Origin of the sequence: Avibacterium volantium, from assembly GCF_900635775.1 — a bacterium.
Taxonomy (GTDB): domain Bacteria; phylum Pseudomonadota; class Gammaproteobacteria; order Enterobacterales; family Pasteurellaceae; genus Avibacterium; species Avibacterium volantium.
Genome location: NZ_LR134167.1, coordinates 638976 through 657597 on the forward strand (window position 1 = coordinate 638976; position 18622 = coordinate 657597).

Sequence of the window (18622 nt, forward strand, 5' to 3'; positions counted from 1 at the left end):
ACCTCATTAATTGTGAAGTGAGTTGTGTCCATTTAATGAACGAAAGCATAGCAAAGGCAAAATCAAAGCCAAAATTTTTAAGTTTAAAAATGTGAACTAGATCACAAGATATTTTTGGGTATACAAAAGTAAAATGTGATGAAGATCACATAATTTTATTGAGGTGGAATTTTATGTGATCTATATCACATAAATTTATTGTAGAAAGTGTAGAGAAGGATTTATTTCATCAATGTTATATTGAGAAATAAAATAGGTAAAAAGGGATATTGAGATTTTACAAAGAAAAACAAAAACTGCTTGGTGCTCACCAAGCAGTTTGGAGTGAATTAGAAAGGAATATCATCATCTAATGGCACGTCATCAATCACTGGCTGTGGCGCAGGTGTTGCTTGTGGTGCGGCTCTTTGTGCTTGATATGCGGGCTGTGTAGGTTGAGCATATTGATTGCCCCCTTGTTGAGCTGCATAGCCACCACCTTGTTGGGCATATCCCCCGCCTTGCGGTGCATAGCCGCCTTGAGTACGTTCTGCGCGGCTGTCTAACATTTGTAGCACATCGCCTTGGATTTCCGTGGTGTAGCGATCTTGGCCATTTTGATCTTGCCATTTGCGCGTTCTTAAACGCCCTTCAACATAAACTTTTGAACCTTTGCGCAAATATTCACCCACAATTTCAGCTTGACGGCGATAGAACACAATGCGATGCCATTCGGTGATTTCACGGCGTTCACCGGTGTTTTTATCCATCCAGCTTTCACTGGTTGCTACGCTAATGTTCGCCACAGCTTCGCCATTTGGCATTGTGCGAATTTCAGGATCGTTTCCTAGGTTTCCTACGATAATAACTTTGTTTACTCCAGCCATAAATTCCTCTGTCTGATGTTAATTACGATAAAATTTTCGCTATTTTGCCCTAAAAAAAGAGAAAAAGCTATTAGTTCCAGACAAATAAACTGGATATTTGCACAGTTATTTCAGATTATGCGATAATGATCGCAAAATTATCTTAAATTGCTTGAACAGACGAAACGATTATGGAAAAAATAGAAGTGCGTGGGGCGAGAACCCATAATTTAAAAAATATTAATCTGACGATTCCGCGTGATAAATTGATTGTGATTACAGGGCTTTCTGGCTCGGGGAAATCTTCACTGGCCTTTGATACCCTTTATGCCGAAGGGCAACGCCGTTATGTGGAATCCCTTTCTGCGTATGCGCGCCAGTTTTTATCGTTAATGGAAAAGCCAGATGTGGATCATATTGAAGGGCTATCCCCTGCGATTTCCATTGAACAAAAATCCACCTCGCACAATCCACGTTCTACGGTGGGTACGATCACGGAAATTCACGACTATTTGCGTTTGCTATTTGCTCGTGTGGGCGAACCGCGCTGCCCAAATCATCATATTCCGTTAGCGGCGCAAACCATTAGTCAGATGGTGGATAAGGTGCTGGCATTGCCGGAAGAAAGCCGAATGATGCTGCTCGCCCCTGTGGTGAAAGATCGCAAAGGGGAACATATTAAAATTTTAGAACATATTGCCGCGCAAGGTTATATCCGCGCTAGAATTGATGGGGAAATTTGCGATCTTTCTGATCCACCAAAATTAGAATTACAGAAAAAGCACACCATTGAAGTGGTGGTGGATCGCTTTAAAGTTCGTCCAGATTTAGCAACCCGCTTAGCGGAATCCTTTGAAACAGCGTTAGAACTTTCTGGCGGCACGGCAGTGGTGGCGAATATGGACGATCCGAAAGCGGAAGAACTGCTGTTTTCCGCGAATTTTGCTTGTCCGCATTGTGGTTATTCCGTGCCTGAACTCGAGCCGCGTTTATTTTCCTTTAATAATCCTGCGGGGGCTTGCCCGACTTGTGATGGCTTGGGGGTTCAGCAATATTTTGATGAAAAACGCGTGGTGCAAAATCCAAGCATTTCCTTAGCAGGTGGGGCGATTAAAGGTTGGGATCGACGTAATTTCTATTATTACCAAATGCTGACTTCCCTCGCCAAACACTATGGCTTTGATGTGGAAAGCCCGTTTGAAGATTTACCAAAAAAAATTCAGCACATTATTTTGCACGGTTCAGGCAAAGAAGAAATTGAATTCCAATATATGAACGACCGTGGCGATGTGGTGCTACGCCGCCATAGTTTTGAAGGCATTCTCAATAATATGGCACGCCGTTATAAAGAAACAGAATCAATGTCTGTGCGTGAAGAATTGGCGAAAAATATCAGTACGCGTCCTTGTAAGGATTGCGGTGGCTCGCGTTTACGCCCTGAAGCGCGTAATGTTTTTATTGGCGAAACAAATCTGCCTGAGGTTTCCGAAAAGAGCATTGGTGAAGCCTTTAATTTTGTGGATAGCCTTACCCTAAGCGGACAGCGCGCGCAAATTGCCGATAAAATTCTCAAAGAAATCAAAGAGCGCTTGCAATTTTTGGTTAATGTGGGGCTGAATTATCTTTCTCTTTCTCGTTCTGCCGAAACCCTTTCTGGTGGTGAAGCGCAACGTATTCGTCTAGCTAGCCAAATTGGTGCTGGCTTGGTTGGCGTGATGTATGTGCTTGATGAGCCTTCCATTGGCTTGCACCAACGAGATAATGAGCGCTTACTTAACACCTTGATTCACTTAAGAAATTTAGGTAACACAGTGATTGTGGTGGAACACGATGAAGATGCTATTTTGAGCGCAGATCACATCATTGATATTGGCCCTGGTGCTGGTGTGCACGGTGGTAGCGTGGTAGCGCAAGGTACAGCACAAGAAATTATGCAAAATCCAAACTCACTGACGGGGAAATTCTTATCAGGCAAAGAAAAAATAGAAATTCCAAAAAAACGCACCGCACTTGATAAAGAAAGAATCTTAAAACTCAAAGGCGCTTCGGGCAATAATCTGAAAAATGTCAATTTAGAAATCCCTGTGGGCTTGTTTACTTGTGTAACAGGCGTATCGGGGTCGGGTAAATCTACGCTGATTAACGATACCCTATTCCCACTGGCGCAAAGTGCTTTAAACCGTGCGGAAAATGCGCAAGCCGCACCGCATAAATCTATTCAAGGATTAGAATTTTTTGACAAAGTGATCGATATTGATCAAAGCCCAATTGGACGTACACCGCGTTCCAATCCTGCCACTTACACGGGCTTATTCACACCAATTCGCGAATTATTCGCAGGCGTGCCAGAATCCCGTGCGCGAGGCTACAATCCCGGTCGATTTAGCTTTAACGTGCGAGGCGGACGCTGTGAAGCCTGCCAAGGAGATGGGGTAATCAAAGTGGAGATGCACTTTTTACCTGATGTTTATGTCCCTTGTGATCAATGCAAAGGAAAACGTTACAATCGCGAAACCTTAGAAATTCGTTACAAAGGCAAAACGATTAACCAAGTGTTGGATATGACGGTGGAAGAAGCGCGAGAATTTTTCGATGCCATTCCGCAAATTGCGCGCAAATTGCAAACCTTGATGGACGTGGGACTATCCTACATTCGCCTAGGGCAATCTTCCACCACCCTATCTGGCGGTGAAGCGCAACGGGTGAAATTGGCGACCGAGTTATCAAAACGCGATACGGGAAAAACCTTGTATATTCTTGATGAACCCACAACTGGCTTACATTTTGCGGATATTAAACAGCTCCTTGAAGTGCTACATCGCTTGCGTGATCAGGGCAACACCATTGTGGTGATTGAGCATAATTTAGATGTGATTAAAACCGCAGACTGGATTGTGGATCTTGGCCCTGAAGGGGGAAGTGGCGGTGGTGAAATTATTGCTACAGGAATGCCAGAGCAAGTGGCGAAAGTGAAAGGCTCGCACACAGCACGGTTTTTAAAACAAATTCTTGCAAAGTAAAAAGAACAAAATAAAAGTGCGGTAATTTTTTCAGCAGATTTGATAAAAAATTTCTGTTATCAATGCTGATTTTTTGATACATTTAGCGCAATTTTTCTCACACTTACGCGTGAGTGTTTTTTATACAGTTACTTTAACGGAATTCTTATGTTATTTAAAAAAATTCGTGGTTTATTCTCAAACGATCTTTCTATTGATTTAGGTACAGCGAACACATTAATTTATGTGAAAGGGCAAGGAATCGTGCTAAATGAACCCTCTGTGGTGGCAATTCGTCAAGGCCGTGCAGGATCGATGAAAAGCATTGCAGCGGTAGGGAAAGAAGCAAAATTAATGCTTGGCCGTACACCGAAAAGCATTTTAGCCATTCGCCCAATGAAAGATGGCGTTATCGCGGATTTCTCGGTAACCGAAAAAATGTTGCAATACTTCATTAAACAAGTACATAGCGGCAACTTTATGCGCCCAAGCCCGCGAGTTTTAGTCTGCGTACCAGCAGGTGCAACCCAAGTGGAACGCCGTGCGATTAAAGAATCTGCCTTAGGTGCAGGCGCGCGCGAAGTGTACTTAATTGAAGAGCCAATGGCTGCGGCAATCGGGGCAAAATTGCCTGTTTCCACCGCAACAGGATCAATGGTGATTGATATCGGTGGCGGTACAACTGAAGTCGCGGTGATTTCTTTAAATGGTATTGTTTATTCTTCTTCTGTGCGCATTGGTGGCGACCGTTTTGATGAAGCAATTATCGCCTATGTACGCCGCACTTTTGGTTCTATTATTGGTGAACCAACCGCAGAGCGCATCAAAGAAGAAATTGGTACAGCCTATATTCAAGAAGGCGATGAAATTAAAGAGCTAGAAGTTCACGGACACAACCTTGCAGAGGGGGCGCCAAGAACCTTTACCTTAAATTCACGCGATGTGTTGGAAGCTATTCAACAGCCATTAAACGGCATTGTTACTGCCGTGCGTACTGCGCTCGAAGAATGCCAACCAGAACACGCTGCGGATATTTTTGAACGCGGTATCGTGCTAACTGGTGGTGGTGCGTTATTGCGTAATATTGATGTTTTATTGTCGAAAGAAACTGGCGTACCTGTGATTGTTGCTGATGATCCACTGACCTGTGTTGCTCGTGGCGGTGGCGAAGCATTAGATATGCACGGTGCTGATATTTTCAGCGACGATATTTAATTTGCAATGTTATAAAAGTGCGGTCAAAAAATGCTAAAAATTTGACCGCACTTCTTTCTGAGCCATATTAATGAAACCGATCTTTGGAAAAGCTCCCTACCTTGGCATTCGTTTAATTTTTGCCGTGATTGCTTCTATTGTGCTGATTTTATTTGATGGGCAAACCAACACAATGATAAAAGCACGTAGCATAATGGAAACAGCAATTGGTGGCGTTTATTATCTTGCCAACACCCCTAGAACCGTATTAGACGGTGTGTCTTACAATCTTGTTGATACCAACAAATTACAAATCGAAAACAAAGTCCTAAGAGAACAACTGCGCGAAAAAAATGCCGACTTACTGTTATTGGATCAACTAAAAGTAGAAAACCAACGCTTACGTTTATTGCTAAATTCGCCATTGCGTACAGATGAATACAAAAAAATCGCTGAGGTTTTAACCGCAGAAACTGATGTTTATCGCCAGCAAGTGGTCATTAACCAAGGGGAAAATGACGGTGCTTATGTGGGGCAGCCGGTTATCGATGAAAAAGGTGTAGTTGGGCAGATTATTTCTGTAGGAAGCAACACCAGTCGCGTGCTGTTACTAACGGACGTTACCCATTCCATTCCTGTGCAAGTATTGCGTAATGATGTGCGTGTGATCGCCAGTGGTACAGGGCACAGTGATGAACTCACCCTAGACAATGTGCCACGCTCAGTGGATATTGTGAAAGGGGATTTACTGGTTACATCTGGGCTAGGTGGACGTTTCCTTGAAGGCTACCCTGTCGCCATTGTGGAAAATGTATCGCGTGATGGAAAGAATTATTTCGCTACTATCACAGCGAAACCACTCGCATCGATTGAGCGTTTACGTTATGTCTTACTTTTATGGCCAACCAATGAAGATATGCGTAAAGTAAATTCTAGTACGCCAGAAGATGTGCGCAAAGCCGTTCGTCAGCGTCTTGAAACTCAGAAAAAGCAAGAAATTGTGCAACCGTCTATGACAGCGGAAGAGCCAGAAGAAAAACCATCAACTCCAACTTTAGAGGAGATTCATACGGAACAAATGGAAATGCCTTCTGAACCTGTTGATCCTGAATTGCAACATTATCGAGAGGAAGATTAATGCGAGGTCGTGCTGTTTTACAATTATTGTTTATTGTATCCACCTTTTTAATTGCAATGGTGTTAGAAATTGCACCTTGGCCAACTAGCCTGCATAATTTCAAGCCTGCGTGGTTATTGTTGGTCTTAACTTATTGGATCTTAGCAATGCCTTCAAAAATTAGTGTCGGTACAGCATTTCTTATGGGAATTGCTTGGGATCTTGTACTCGGTTCAACCTTGGGAATCCACGCGTTAGTGCTTTCTATTTTTGCTTATTTGCTTGCAGTGAATAGTGTATTAATCCGGAATTTATCTTTATGGATGCAAGGAATATTTGTTATTCTCGCTGTTTTTGGTGTAAGAATAGGAATTTTTATCGTTGAGCTATTCTTGCATAGTGCAGTCTTTAATTGGCAAGAGATTTTTGGCGCAATTACCACTGGCGTATTATGGCCTTGGATATTCTTGTTATTGAGAAAAGTAGCAAAGCAATTCCATATTGGATAATACTGCTAATGAATTAGAAATAATTTAGATCTCTTTTAATTGGATAAACTTAATTAGTAAATTAAATTGAAAGAGATTTTTATTGTTGAATAAGAAATATAACAAAAACCAGTAAAGTTTTCAGATGTAATAGAATTATAAAAGAAAAAGAGTGGTGGGCGATACCGGTCTCGAACCAGTGACCCCCTCCTTGTAAGGGAGGTGCTCTCCCAACTGAGCTAATCGCCCGACAGAATGCTATTTCTAGCTATCGGATTTAACTTTGTGAAAAGTTAAACTGGGAACTTAAACTAGCGTGGTGGGCGATACCGGTCTCGAACCAGTGACCCCCTCCTTGTAAGGGAGGTGCTCTCCCAACTGAGCTAATCGCCCACGTTAGTTTAAGCGTTACAACACAAGTCCTTAAAAAAGTGGTGGGCGATACCGGTCTCGAACCAGTGACCCCCTCCTTGTAAGGGAGGTGCTCTCCCAACTGAGCTAATCGCCCTTGTGTCGTGGGTTGGCATTATAAGTGTTCTCAAAACACAGTCAATAAGTTTTTGCATATTTTTGTTTAAGTGTTGCAAAAATAAACATAAACTTGCTTTTTTTATCGTGAATTAGATGAACTCATAGTACAATACCGCCGATTTAATTTTACTGTAAACAAAGGTTATAAATAAAATGAAAGCAGAACCGCTATTTAATTTAGATCCGTCCGTGAAAGTTCGTACTCGCTTTGCGCCTAGCCCAACAGGCTATCTGCACGTTGGCGGTGCTAGAACCGCACTATATTCTTGGCTATTTGCAAAACATAACCAAGGTGAATTTGTATTACGCATTGAAGATACTGATTTAGAACGTTCTACGCCAGAAGCCACGCAAGCTATTTTAGAAGGAATGGAATGGCTTAACTTAGCTTGGGATCACGGCCCTTATTACCAAACGAAGCGCTTTGATCGTTACAATCAAGTGATTGATCAAATGCTTGAACAGGGCTTGGCTTATCGTTGTTATTGTTCAAAAGAGCGTTTAGAAAATTTACGCAATGAGCAAGAAAAAAATAAAGAAAAACCACGTTATGATGGCTATTGCTTACATCACGCGCCTGAGAATCCAGATGCTCCTCACGTTGTACGTTTCAAAAACCCACAAGAAGGTTCGGTAGTATTTGATGATGCCGTGCGTGGACGCATTGAGATCAGCAACAGTGAGCTTGATGATTTAATTATTCGCCGTACTGATGGCTCACCAACATATAACTTCTGCGTAGTGATTGACGACTGGGATATGGGCATTACACACGTTGTACGCGGCGAAGACCATATTAACAATACCCCACGTCAAATTAATATTTTGAAAGCGTTAAATGCGCCAATTCCGACATATGCGCACGTTTCAATGATCCTAGGTGATGACGGACAGAAATTGTCTAAACGCCACGGTGCAGTGAGCGTAATGCAATATCGCGATGATGGCTTTCTCCCTGAAGCCTTGCTTAACTATTTAGTACGCTTAGGTTGGGGGCACGGCGATCAAGAGATTTTCTCCGTAGAAGAAATGATCAAGCTATTTGAATTAACTCAGGTAAGCAAATCTGCCAGCGCATTTAACACAGAAAAATTGTTATGGTTAAACCATCATTATATTCGCGAATTACCACCTGAATATGTGGCTAAACACCTTGCTTGGCATTATCAACATCAAGGCATTGATACCAGCAATGGGCCCGCATTAAGTGAGATTGTTGTAATACTCGGTGAGCGTTGTAAAACTTTAAAAGAAATGGCGACTGCAAGCCGTTACTTCTTTGAAGATTTTGATCATTTTGACGAAAGTGCGGTGAAAAAACACTTTAAATCTGGGGCGGCTGAAGCACTTGAAAAAGTCAAAGAAAAATTGACCGCACTTTCTCAATGGACGGCTGAGCCAATTCACCAAGCCATTGAACAAACAGCGGAAGAACTCGGCGTAGGAATGGGCAAAGTGGGAATGCCATTGCGTGTTGCGGTAACTGGTGCAGGGCAATCTCCATCTATGGACGTTACCCTAGTTGGCATCGGGCGCAATCGCTCCCTCGCCCGCATTCAAAAAGCCATTGATTTCATCAAGGCAAAAAACGCCTAATATAAAGCGCTTAATATTTAAGCTAGCGAATGAATGCAGTGAATTTAATATTGACAGCGTTCATTCTGCTAATTATTATAAACGACATATTTACGGGGATATAGCTCAGTTGGGAGAGCGCTTGAATGGCATTCAAGAGGTCGTCGGTTCGATCCCGATTATCTCCACCAGATTTTAAAGCCTTGAAAGAAATTTCAAGGCTTTTACTTTTTATAGCCTATATAATATTCTAATCTTCAACACATTATTTTTCAGCAAAGATTACTCCACTTTCTTTCTCATATAATACTTGAACCCTCGCACCTAGGGGCAAAGATTGTTGGCTTGTAATGATGAGTTCTAAGCCAGCCATTTCCACTTGATATTTATAATAAGCACCTAGAAAACGTTGTTGGCGAATAATGCCGTTGGCTTGTGTTGGGGTATCTGCCACGCGTAATTGTAGCTGTTCGGGGCGGATTGCGAGATAACTCGGTGCTTGTTGCGATTGATGCGTGGAACACAAATGCACGCCAAGTAGCGATTGGCAACGCTGATCATCAATAGGGTGGCAAGGCAGATAATTCATTTCCCCCAAAAAATTGGCGACAAAAGGGCTGTTTGGCTGTTGGTAAACCGTGCTTGGCGCGCCGATTTGGCAGATTTTTCCTTGGTTCATTACCGCTAATTTATCCGCAAAGAGAAAGGCTTCTTCTTTGCTATGGGTAACGAAAATGGCGGGAATATGCTGTTGTTTTAGAATATGGCGAATTTCTTCGATCATTTGATGACGAACTTGGCTGTCAATGTTAGAAAAAGGCTCATCAAGCAATAATAATTTGGGCTGACAAGCTAGCGCGCGGGCAATGGCAACGCGCTGTTGTTGCCCGCCCGAAAGCTCGTGGGGATAGCGTTTTTCTAACCCTTGCAAATGCACAAGTGCGGTCATTTTTTGTAAGGTTTTTGCTTGCTCGCTTTTATTTATTTGATGCAAACCAAATAGAATATTTTCTGCCACGGTTAAATGGGGGAAAAGGGCATAATCTTGAAAGATCAGCCCTATTTCTCGCTCATTCGCCTCAAGATGTTGAATTTCTTTGTCTTGCAGACGAATATTACCTGCACTTAGCGGAATTAATCCTGCAACGGCTTTGAGCAAGGTGGTTTTTCCGCAGCCACTTGCACCGAGCAAACACACAATATCATCATTTTCTATGGATAAATTAAGATCTTGCAAAATGGGCTGATTGTTATAGCAGCAGGTTAAATGGGTAATATCTAAGGTATTCATTATTAAGCTTTTTTCCCTGATTGCAGTAAAGAACGAGTTAAAATCAACACGGGAATAATCCCCACTAAAATAAGCACCAAAGCAGGCAAGGCGGCGCGTTCAAGCTGTTCATCTGAAGTAAAGGTGAAAACGTGGGTGGCGAGCGTATCAAAATTAAACGGACGCAACAATAAAGACGCATTGAGTTCTTTCATACTTTCAATAAAAACTAGCAATAATGCGGTGAAAATGCCTTTGCGCATTAAGGGTAAGTGGATTTTGCGCCAAATTCCCCAAGATTTATAGCCTAACATTCTGCCTGCCATATCTAAAGACGGCGGAATTTGACTCAAGCTGGTTTCTAAGCTGCCCAATGCCATCGCCGAAAAGCGGATCACATAAGCGGACACAAGGGCGAAAATGGAGCCAGAAAACACCAAGCCAAGCATTGGCAAATCAAGCCATTTTAACAAGCGGTTAAGTTGATGATCGGCAAAGGTAAAAGGAATTAACAAGCCGATTGCCAGAACTGTTCCGGGAATGGCGTAACCTAGCGCAGAAAAACGCACGGCTATTTTAGCCAAAGGCGTTGGGCGTAACCTTGCCCAAAAGTGCATTAATAACGCTAAGCATACGCAGATGATCATTGCTAGCCCAGAAACCAGCAAGCTGTTTTGGCTATATTGCCAGAAATCCGCTGTCCACGCTTGTTCAAAATAGATAATTGACCAATAACTTAGCTGAAAGAGCGGGATAAAAAATGCAAGAATAATTAACAGGGTGCTGAATAACAATAATCCCCAGCCTAGTCCATTGAGCCGTTGGGTTTGCGCAGGGCGCTGTCCTGAACGTTGATAATAGCGTTGTTGGCGGCGTGCATAACGCTCAATGCTAATAAATAGCACTAACAATCCGAGCATAAACAGAGAAATCTGTGCCGCGGCTTGCAAATCGCCAAAGCCAAGCCAAGTGTCGTAAATCGCCGTAGTGAGTGAAGGAATGGCAAAAAACGCCACCGTACCAAAATCGCCCAAGGTTTCCATTGCCACCAAGGCGCAACCCACCGCAATAGCTGGTCGGATAAGGGCAAAGGTAATTTTGTAAAACACACGCCAGCGGCTTGCGCCCAATAGTTTTGCGCTTTGCTGTAAATTGTCGCCTTGCTCCATCAACGCCATTCTGACTAATAAGAAAATATAAGGATACAACGACAACGCCAAAATAAAGCAAGCGCCGCCTAGGCTACGAATGGAAGGAAACCAATAATCTTGCTTACTTTGCCAATCAAACCAAGTGCGCAAACTTTGTTGCACGATGCCGGGATAGTCTAAAAAATCCGTGTAAAGATAGGCAGATAAATACGCAGGAATGGCAAGGGGCAGGCAAAGTAACCATTGCAACAGCGTTTTGCCAACAAAATGATAACGCGACACCAAAAATGCGCAGGGCAAGGCAAAGCATAAACTGAGCGCAGTTGTGCCGAATACTAAGCTTAGAGAATTGAATAAATAGTCGGTAAACACCGTTTGCCATAAATGTTGCAAACTGTGCAATGAGCCTTCAAACGCCGAAAACAACAAGGCGATAATCGGCAGCAAGAAGAACCCCAATACCGCCAATAATGCGATAAGTGCGGTGCTTTTTGCGAAAAAATTTTTATGTTTTGCGGAATTATCCATAATCAAAATAAAACTAGCCTATCCCTGATGGGTATAGGCTAGCATAGATTGGATCTATTACAGATCAAATTTTACTTCATCGATTAATTTCAACGCATTTTCATAGTTTTCTGCGATTTTTTCTAATGGCAGATTATCTTGTTTAAATTCACCCCAAGATTGCACCAATTTAGATTTTTGTACAGACGGTTTTACTGGATATTCGTGGTTCAATTCGGCATAAAGATGCTGTGCTTTGTCGCCACTTAAAAATTCCACCAATTTCACCGCGTTGTCTTTATTTGGTGCATATTTTGCTACTACCACACCGCTGATATTCATATGCGTTCCCACGGTTTCTTGGTTTGGATAGTTGATATAAGCCGCTTCCGCCCAGTTTTTTTGTTTTTCATCTTCCAGCATTTTGCCATAATAATAGCTATTGCCTAATGAATAATCGCACACGCCTTCTTTAATCGCTTTCACTTGATCACGGTCGCCGCCCTGTGGTTTTTGTGCCAAGTTCGCTTTTAATCCTGTTAAGAAATCTTTAGCTTTTTCTACGCCATCGTGAGCAATCATTGAAGCAATTAATGAAACATTGTAAGAATGTTTGCCTGAACGCACACAAACTTTGCCTTTTAATTCAGGTTTGGCTAAATCGTAGTAAGTGAAGCTTGCTGGCAATTTACCCACGCGATCTTTCGATGAATACACCACTCGCGCGCGGCTGGTTAGCGCAAACCATTTGCCTTGGCTATCACGGAATTTTGCAGGAATATTACTTTCTAATACAGAAGATTGGATCGATTGAGCCAAACCTGCATTAACAATTTCCATCACACGGCTAATGTCCACGGTTAATAGTACATCAGCCGGGCTAAGCTCACCTTCACGTTTTACCCGCTCAACTAAGCCTTTATCGGCAAAAATAAAATTCACTTTCACGCCCGTTTCTTGCTCAAATTGTTTCAAGATAGGTTCGATCAAATAAGGTTGGCGATAAGAATAGACATTCACTTCGTTGGCGGCGAAAGCAGGCGCTGCAAATGTGGTTAATAAGGCCAAAGCAGATAATGTTTTTTTCATTGCACGTTCTCCGTGGTTAAAGTTGAGTGATTGGTTAAAATCTCTGCGTTTTTGCACCGCACTTTGCGTAGAAAATAGAATTTCTCCTTTTGAATTCAGTGAAAAACGCCTGTTAAATTTAGCTGAAACTTTTTAGCCAAGCTTTGTTTTAGCTAGCATTGACTTTACCGAAAAAAATGCAGTAAGTAAATAAAAATTATTCTCATCTTTATCTCAAAAGTGCAGGGCTTTTTTTACCTGTTTTTGCAAAAAATTTTTTGTTATTCTCTTGAAAGGAAAAAATCCTGCCCCATATTGAAGATACTTTTTTGTTTAAAACCTCAACTTAAGAAGGAAATTACAATGAATATTCGTCCATTACACGATCGTGTGATCATCAAACGTGAAGAAGTGGAAACCCTTTCTGCTGGCGGAATTGTTTTAACTGGTTCTGCGGCGACTAAATCAACCCGTGCAAAAGTGCTTGCCGTGGGTAAAGGGCGCATTTTAGAAAATGGCACTGTGTTGCCTTTAGATGTAAAAGTTGGCGACACCATTATCTTCAATGATGGCTATGGCGTGAAAGCGGAAAAAATTGATGGCGAAGAAGTGTTAATCATTTCTGAAAGCGATATTTTAGCTATCGTAGAATAATCCCAAATCAATCATCAAAAAGTGCGGTTATTTTTCACCGCACTTTTAGCAAAATTAATTATTAAGAAGGAATAAAAAATGGCAGCAAAAGACGTTAAATTTGGCAATGATGCTCGCGTAAAAATGCTTAACGGTGTAAACATTCTTGCAGACGCAGTGAAAGTAACCCTTGGCCCGAAAGGTCGTAATGTAATTTTAGACAAAGCCTTTGGCGCACCAACGATCACGAAAGACGGTGTATCCGTTGCACGTGAAATCGAATTAGAAGATAAATTCGAAAATATGGGCGCACAAATGGTGAAAGAAGTGGCCTCTAAAGCCAATGACGCGGCAGGGGACGGTACAACAACGGCAACCGTATTAGCCCAAGCTATCGTAAACGAAGGCTTAAAAGCCGTGGCTGCGGGAATGAACCCGATGGATTTAAAACGCGGTATTGATAAAGCTGTGAGCGCTGTTGTGGCAGAATTAAAAGCCCTTTCTAAACCGTGCGAAAGCTCAAAAGAAATTGAACAAGTGGGAACAATCTCAGCAAACTCAGATAATGTAGTCGGTAAACTTATTGCCGAAGCAATGGAGAAAGTGGGCAAAGAAGGCGTGATCACCGTAGAAGACGGCACAGGTTTAGAAGATGAATTGGCAGTGGTTGAAGGTATGCAATTCGATCGTGGTTACCTTTCACCTTATTTCATCAACAAGCCAGAATCTGCAACCGTAGAATTTGACAACCCGTTCATTCTTTTAGTGGACAAAAAAATCTCTAACATTCGTGAATTATTGCCCGTGTTAGAAGCTGTTGCGAAAGCAGGTAAACCATTGTTAATTATCGCTGAAGATGTGGAAGGCGAAGCCCTTGCGACCCTTGTAGTGAACACAATGCGTGGTATCGTGAAAGTGGCTGCGGTAAAAGCACCGGGCTTTGGTGATCGCCGTAAAGCAATGTTACAAGATATTGCGATTTTAACCGCTGGTACTGTGATTTCTGAAGAAATCGGTATGGAGTTAGAAAAAGCGACTTTAGAAGATTTAGGTCAAGCGAAACGTGTTGTGATCAACAAAGACAACACAACCATTATTGACGGCGTGGGCGAAGAAGCACAAATCAAAGGCCGTGTGGCACAAATTCGTCAGCAAATTGAAGAAAGCACTTCAGATTACGACAAAGAAAAATTACAAGAACGCGTGGCTAAATTAGCTGGCGGTGTGGCTGTAATTAAAGTGGGTGCGGCAACTGAAGTTGAAATGAAAGAGAAAAAAGATCGCGTTGAAGATGCTTTACACGCAACTCGTGCAGCTGTGGAAGAAGGTATCGTAGCCGGTGGTGGTGTTGCCTTAATCCGTGCGGCAACCAAAGTTGCAGCAAGCTTAAAAGGCGATAACGAAGAGCAAAACGTGGGCATCAAACTTGCCTTGCGTGCAATGGAAGCACCATTACGCCAAATCGTTACCAACGCTGGGGAAGAAGCCTCTGTGGTGGCAAGTGCGGTGAAATCTGGTGAAGGAAACTTCGGTTACAACGCAGGTTCTGAGCAATATGGCGATATGCTTGAAATGGGTATCTTAGATCCAACTAAAGTAACCCGTTCAGCCCTTCAATTCGCTGCTTCTATCGCAGGATTAATGATTACCACTGAAGCGATGGTAACCGAAATTCCAAAAGAAGATAAAGCAGACCTAGGCGCTGGTATGGGCGGTATGGGTGGAATGGGCGGTATGATGTAATTCGTCCCGAAGCCTCATTTTTAAAGTGCGGTGGAAATTTTTCTGATTTTTAGATTTCTATTGCACAAATCCCCGTAGTTTTAGCTGCGGGGAGTTTTTTATCATTGGAATAATACGTTAGGGAAAAATCATCAGCATAAAAGAAGAACAAGTTAGAAAATGAGTTACGATTGCTTGTTTTGTCAAAAAGTGCGGATATGTTTTTAGAAACATAAATATAAAATAAGAATAAATGAAAGTTTGTTAAGCAGAAATGATTATAATGGCACGCCCTATTGGATTCGAACCAATGACCTACGGCTTAGAAGGCCGTTGCTCTATCCAGCTGAGCTAAGGGCGCATTTCAAATGGATATAGATAAAAAAAGAAGTGGTCGGCGAGATAGGATTTGAACCTACGACCCACTGGTCCCAAACCAGTTGCGCTACCAAGCTGCGCTACTCGCCGACAGATGTGTAGCATTATAAGTAGCTTTCATTATCAGTCAATGAATTTTTTCTATTTTTTATTTAATCGCTCAAAATTATCTCAATTAGGCTTACATTGGAATGTTTTTTTTGAGAAAATAGCAAACGTTTACTTTCTCAGTATTTCATTTTAAGGAAAACGTAATGACGGCACAAATCATCTCTGGCACAGCTCTCTCTAAAGAAATCAAATCAGAAATTGCTGAAAAAATTCAACAATATACTCAACAAGGCAAGCGTGCACCGGGGTTAGCGGTGATTTTAGTCGGGGCCGATCCTGCCTCGCAAGTTTATGTTGCCAGCAAACGCAAAAGCTGCGAAGAAATCGGAATGTTTTCTAAGTCTTATGATTTACCTGAAAGTACAACCGAGCAAGAATTGCTTGCTCTGATTGATGAGCTAAATGCAGATCCACTAATTGATGGTATTTTAGTTCAGCTGCCTTTACCTGCTCATATTAATAGCACTTCTGTTATTGAACGTATTTCACCGAACAAAGATGTAGATGGCTTCCACCCATATAATGTGGGGCGTTTATGCCAGCGTATTCCTACACTGCGTGCTTGTACTCCCTACGGTGTCATTAAACTGTTAGAAACCACTGGTATTGGTTTTTATGGTCAGCACGCTGTGATTGTGGGAGCGTCCAACATCGTAGGGCGTCCAATGGCGTTAGAATTATTACTTGCAGGCTGCACTGTTACGGTAACGCATCGTTTCACAAAAGATTTAGAACACCACGTGAAACAAGCGGATATTCTAGTGGTTGCCGTAGGAAAACCACAATTTATCCCCGGTGAATGGATTAAAGAAGGCGCAGTGGTGATTGATGTAGGAATTAACCGTGTGGACGGCAAACTTTCTGGTGATGTGGAATTTGACAAAGCAAAAGAAAGAGCAGGTTACATCACCCCAGTGCCAGGCGGCGTTGGCCCAATGACCGTTGCGATGTTAATGTTTAATACGTTGTATGCTTATGAAAAGCATTTAGTTGATAATAAATAAAGCAAAAAATAATAGAAAAAAGCACCGCACTTTTAAAAATAATGCCCTTATGATAGGGCATTATTTTATGTCTTAACTTTTATTCTTTACCACTTTAATGGCAGCATAAAAAATTACAATCAAAAAGAAATAGAAAATATTTCCTGAATTATGGCTAAAGAAACTTTGTGAAAAATTATAAAACATTGTAGATGTAACGTGAATGATACCCAAACTAGAAAGGCATAATAGTTCTGGATTATCTTTTTTTAAGTTGCTAATAAAAAAGCGTAAAGGAACAATAAAAACAAATAATAAGGCTATAAGTCCAATTAATCCTTTTTTTACTGTGTCATCAATAAATTGATTATGGTTATGCACGAAACTTGCTGCATATTCACTAATAACGCCTTCTTTTGCCAGTTCTTGTTTTTTGTCGTAAATACCTTGTTTTCCCCAACCTAAAATAGGTTTTTCTTGAATAGCAATCCAAGAAGCTTTCCACATATCGAAACGTGCACCAACAGAAGTAGAAGTGTTTTCGCTACTCACATATTGCGTAATATCTGCTTTAGCCGCATTGATGCGATCAATAATGCCCCCTGTATTGGTGAGTGAAACAATAACAACAAATGTTGAAATTGTAGAAAATAGGATAGGAAAGAAATATTTAGGCAGTTTTTTGCGATAAATATATAAGGTGAAAGCCAGTATAAATGGTACACCAATCCAGCCACCACGAGCGGTAGATAAAATGCTTCCTAACATTCCCATTAAGGCACAAAATAATACGAGTAGAGCAAATTTCTTATTTTTATTTGTCCAAAAATATAGACTAATACAAATTGAAAAAACACCTAAGCTCATAGCCATATCACCGCCTTGAATATGCATAACATTGCTGTATGCTTGTTCATACCCAAGATAAAAACGTTGAATAAGTGCAATAATCCCAGCTAATAAGGCAGAGAAAGGAATAACTTTTATTAAAATATGAAAGCTAAGTTTGTAATTAACTAATAATGGAATGATTGGTAAGAATAGCAAAATGCGACTAGGATTATCTAATTCGTTTAATTTTCCGTGATGGAATAATACAGAAAATGCAAGTGTTGCAAAGTAGAAAAGATAACTGAGCGCTAATGTCTTTTGTTCGTTATTAAATTTAAAGATATTTTTTCTTTCTTTACTTATTATAAAAAGAATCAGTGCCGCTAAAATGAGCAAGGCGGGTGCTATGTTATAGCTACGCTTAAAAAGAAATATAGATAAAAAATAAATTGAAACAGCAGTGTTTACAAATAAATAACCAAAAGAATAACGTTTATTAAGCATAAATTATAACCAAAATGAAAAATTCTGGGGCTAAGTATGCGTGAAAATGGTTAAGATTGCTAGTGCTGCGGTAAAAATTAGGCTGACGTTGTGTCAGCCTTAGGTTTATCGTAAAAACGCAGGAATATTTTTCTCATATTCTGCAATGGCGTTTTCGTGTTGAAGGGTGAGTCCGATGTTATCTAAGCCATTTAATAGGCAGTGGCGGCGGAATTCGTCTAGCTCAAAGGGATAGACTTTTTCGCCAACGGTTACGGTCATTTTTTCTAAATCCACATCAATGGTCGCCCCTTGATTTGCCCACACCCATTGGAAGATTTCTTCGATTTCTTCTTCGCTTAAACGGATGGGTAACATATGGTTGTTTAAGCTGTTGTTATAGAAAATATCCGCGAAACTTGGCGCGATCATCACTTTGAAACCATAATCTGCCAATGCCCAAGGGGCGTGTTCGCGAGATGAGCCACAGCCTAAATTTTTACGCGCCAGCAAAATGCTTGCCCCTTGATATTGTGGGAAGTTGAGTACAAATTCGGGATTAGTTTGCTTGCCCTCTGCATCAAGATAACGCCATTCGTGGAATAAGTGTTTGCCAAAGCCAACACGCGTGATGGCTTGTAAAAATTGTTTTGGAATAATGGCATCGGTATCCACATTTGCCACATCTAATGGCACAACAATGCCTGAATGTTGTTTAAAGCCTGCCATAATATCT

Annotated in this window: 14 protein-coding genes and 6 tRNA genes; 9 read left to right on the forward strand and 11 right to left on the reverse strand. The window is 41.4% G+C overall.

The window, feature by feature from the left end:
- Positions 1 to 329: 329 nt before the first annotated feature.
- Positions 330 to 866: a single-stranded DNA-binding protein gene (locus tag ELZ61_RS03110; RefSeq protein ID WP_126371363.1), complete on the reverse strand. Its 537-nt coding sequence runs from the start codon at positions 864 to 866 to the stop codon at positions 330 to 332.
- A gap of 170 nt (positions 867 to 1036) precedes the next feature.
- Between ELZ61_RS03110 and uvrA the strand changes: the two genes are divergently transcribed.
- The 4 genes from uvrA to mreD all read left to right on the forward strand — a co-directional run bounded on the left by uvrA (position 1037) and on the right by mreD (position 6664).
- Positions 1037 to 3865 carry an excinuclease ABC subunit UvrA gene (gene uvrA, locus ELZ61_RS03115; protein ID WP_126371365.1) on the forward strand — a complete coding sequence of 943 codons (2829 nt, stop codon included), beginning with the start codon at positions 1037 to 1039 and terminating at the stop codon, positions 3863 to 3865.
- A gap of 147 nt (positions 3866 to 4012) precedes the next feature.
- Positions 4013 to 5059 carry a rod shape-determining protein gene (locus ELZ61_RS03120; RefSeq protein ID WP_126371367.1) on the forward strand — a complete coding sequence of 349 codons (1047 nt, stop codon included), beginning with the start codon at positions 4013 to 4015 and terminating at the stop codon, positions 5057 to 5059.
- A gap of 70 nt (positions 5060 to 5129) precedes the next feature.
- The gene (mreC, locus tag ELZ61_RS03125; protein WP_126371369.1) at positions 5130 to 6176 is read left to right on the forward strand and encodes a rod shape-determining protein MreC; all 1047 of its coding nucleotides are present in this window, start codon (positions 5130 to 5132) and stop codon (positions 6174 to 6176) included.
- Positions 6176 to 6664, forward strand: coding sequence for a rod shape-determining protein MreD (gene mreD, locus ELZ61_RS03130; RefSeq protein WP_126371371.1), 489 nt, complete (start codon positions 6176 to 6178; stop codon positions 6662 to 6664). Before mreC ends, mreD begins: the two co-directional genes overlap by 1 nt.
- Before the next feature lie 152 nt (positions 6665 to 6816).
- On the opposite strand, the gene ELZ61_RS03135 is transcribed toward mreD, so the two are convergent.
- From ELZ61_RS03135 to ELZ61_RS03145, 3 genes are all read right to left on the reverse strand, one after another.
- Positions 6817 to 6892 (reverse strand) — tRNA-Val (locus tag ELZ61_RS03135).
- Between the two features lie 68 nt (positions 6893 to 6960).
- Positions 6961 to 7036, reverse strand: a tRNA-Val gene (locus tag ELZ61_RS03140).
- Between the two features lie 39 nt (positions 7037 to 7075).
- Positions 7076 to 7151, reverse strand: a tRNA-Val gene (locus tag ELZ61_RS03145).
- 176 nt (positions 7152 to 7327) lie between these two features.
- On the opposite strand from ELZ61_RS03145, the gene gltX reads away from it, so the two are divergent.
- Positions 7328 to 8770, forward strand: a complete 1443-nt coding sequence (gene gltX, locus ELZ61_RS03150) for a glutamate--tRNA ligase (RefSeq protein WP_126371373.1) — start codon at positions 7328 to 7330, stop codon at positions 8768 to 8770.
- A gap of 94 nt (positions 8771 to 8864) precedes the next feature.
- Positions 8865 to 8940, forward strand: a tRNA-Ala gene (locus tag ELZ61_RS03155).
- Positions 8941 to 9014: 74 nt separating this feature from the next.
- On the opposite strand, the gene ELZ61_RS03160 is transcribed toward ELZ61_RS03155, so the two are convergent.
- Genes ELZ61_RS03160 through ELZ61_RS03170 form a run of 3 tightly spaced genes read right to left on the reverse strand, consistent with a single transcriptional unit; the run spans position 9015 to position 12766 of the window.
- Entirely contained in the window at positions 9015 to 10040 is a 1026-nt protein-coding gene (locus ELZ61_RS03160; protein WP_126371375.1) for an ABC transporter ATP-binding protein, read from the reverse strand.
- 2 nt (positions 10041 to 10042) lie between these two features.
- Complete coding sequence (locus ELZ61_RS03165; protein WP_126371377.1) at positions 10043 to 11698, reverse strand: ABC transporter permease; 1656 nt, start codon at positions 11696 to 11698, stop codon at positions 10043 to 10045.
- Positions 11699 to 11755: 57 nt separating this feature from the next.
- Positions 11756 to 12766 (reverse strand): Fe(3+) ABC transporter substrate-binding protein, encoded by a 1011-nt coding sequence (locus ELZ61_RS03170; RefSeq protein ID WP_126371379.1) that lies wholly within the window; start codon positions 12764 to 12766, stop codon positions 11756 to 11758.
- Positions 12767 to 13108: 342 nt separating this feature from the next.
- Between ELZ61_RS03170 and ELZ61_RS03175 the strand changes: the two genes are divergently transcribed.
- Entirely contained in the window at positions 13109 to 13399 is a 291-nt protein-coding gene (locus ELZ61_RS03175) for a co-chaperone GroES (RefSeq protein WP_017806817.1), read from the forward strand.
- A 78-nt stretch (positions 13400 to 13477) separates the two neighbouring features.
- Entirely contained in the window at positions 13478 to 15121 is a 1644-nt protein-coding gene (groL, locus tag ELZ61_RS03180) for a chaperonin GroEL (protein ID WP_103854190.1), read from the forward strand.
- 263 nt (positions 15122 to 15384) lie between these two features.
- On the opposite strand, the gene ELZ61_RS03185 is transcribed toward groL, so the two are convergent.
- Both ELZ61_RS03185 and ELZ61_RS03190 read right to left on the reverse strand, forming a co-directional pair.
- Positions 15385 to 15461: transfer RNA gene (locus ELZ61_RS03185), tRNA-Arg, on the reverse strand.
- Positions 15462 to 15491: 30 nt separating this feature from the next.
- Positions 15492 to 15568: transfer RNA gene (locus tag ELZ61_RS03190), tRNA-Pro, on the reverse strand.
- Positions 15569 to 15732: 164 nt separating this feature from the next.
- Here ELZ61_RS03190 and folD point away from each other — a divergent pair.
- The gene (gene folD, locus ELZ61_RS03195; RefSeq protein ID WP_126371381.1) at positions 15733 to 16593 is read left to right on the forward strand and encodes a bifunctional methylenetetrahydrofolate dehydrogenase/methenyltetrahydrofolate cyclohydrolase FolD; all 861 of its coding nucleotides are present in this window, start codon (positions 15733 to 15735) and stop codon (positions 16591 to 16593) included.
- 72 nt (positions 16594 to 16665) lie between these two features.
- Here the strand turns inward: folD and ELZ61_RS03200 are convergent, their stop codons facing one another.
- Both ELZ61_RS03200 and leuD read right to left on the reverse strand, forming a co-directional pair.
- Positions 16666 to 17907: an O-antigen ligase family protein gene (locus ELZ61_RS03200; protein WP_126371383.1), complete on the reverse strand. Its 1242-nt coding sequence runs from the start codon at positions 17905 to 17907 to the stop codon at positions 16666 to 16668.
- A 105-nt stretch (positions 17908 to 18012) separates the two neighbouring features.
- The gene (gene leuD, locus ELZ61_RS03205) at positions 18013 to 18615 is read right to left on the reverse strand and encodes a 3-isopropylmalate dehydratase small subunit (RefSeq protein ID WP_126371385.1); all 603 of its coding nucleotides are present in this window, start codon (positions 18613 to 18615) and stop codon (positions 18013 to 18015) included.
- Positions 18616 to 18622: the final 7 nt, after the last annotated feature.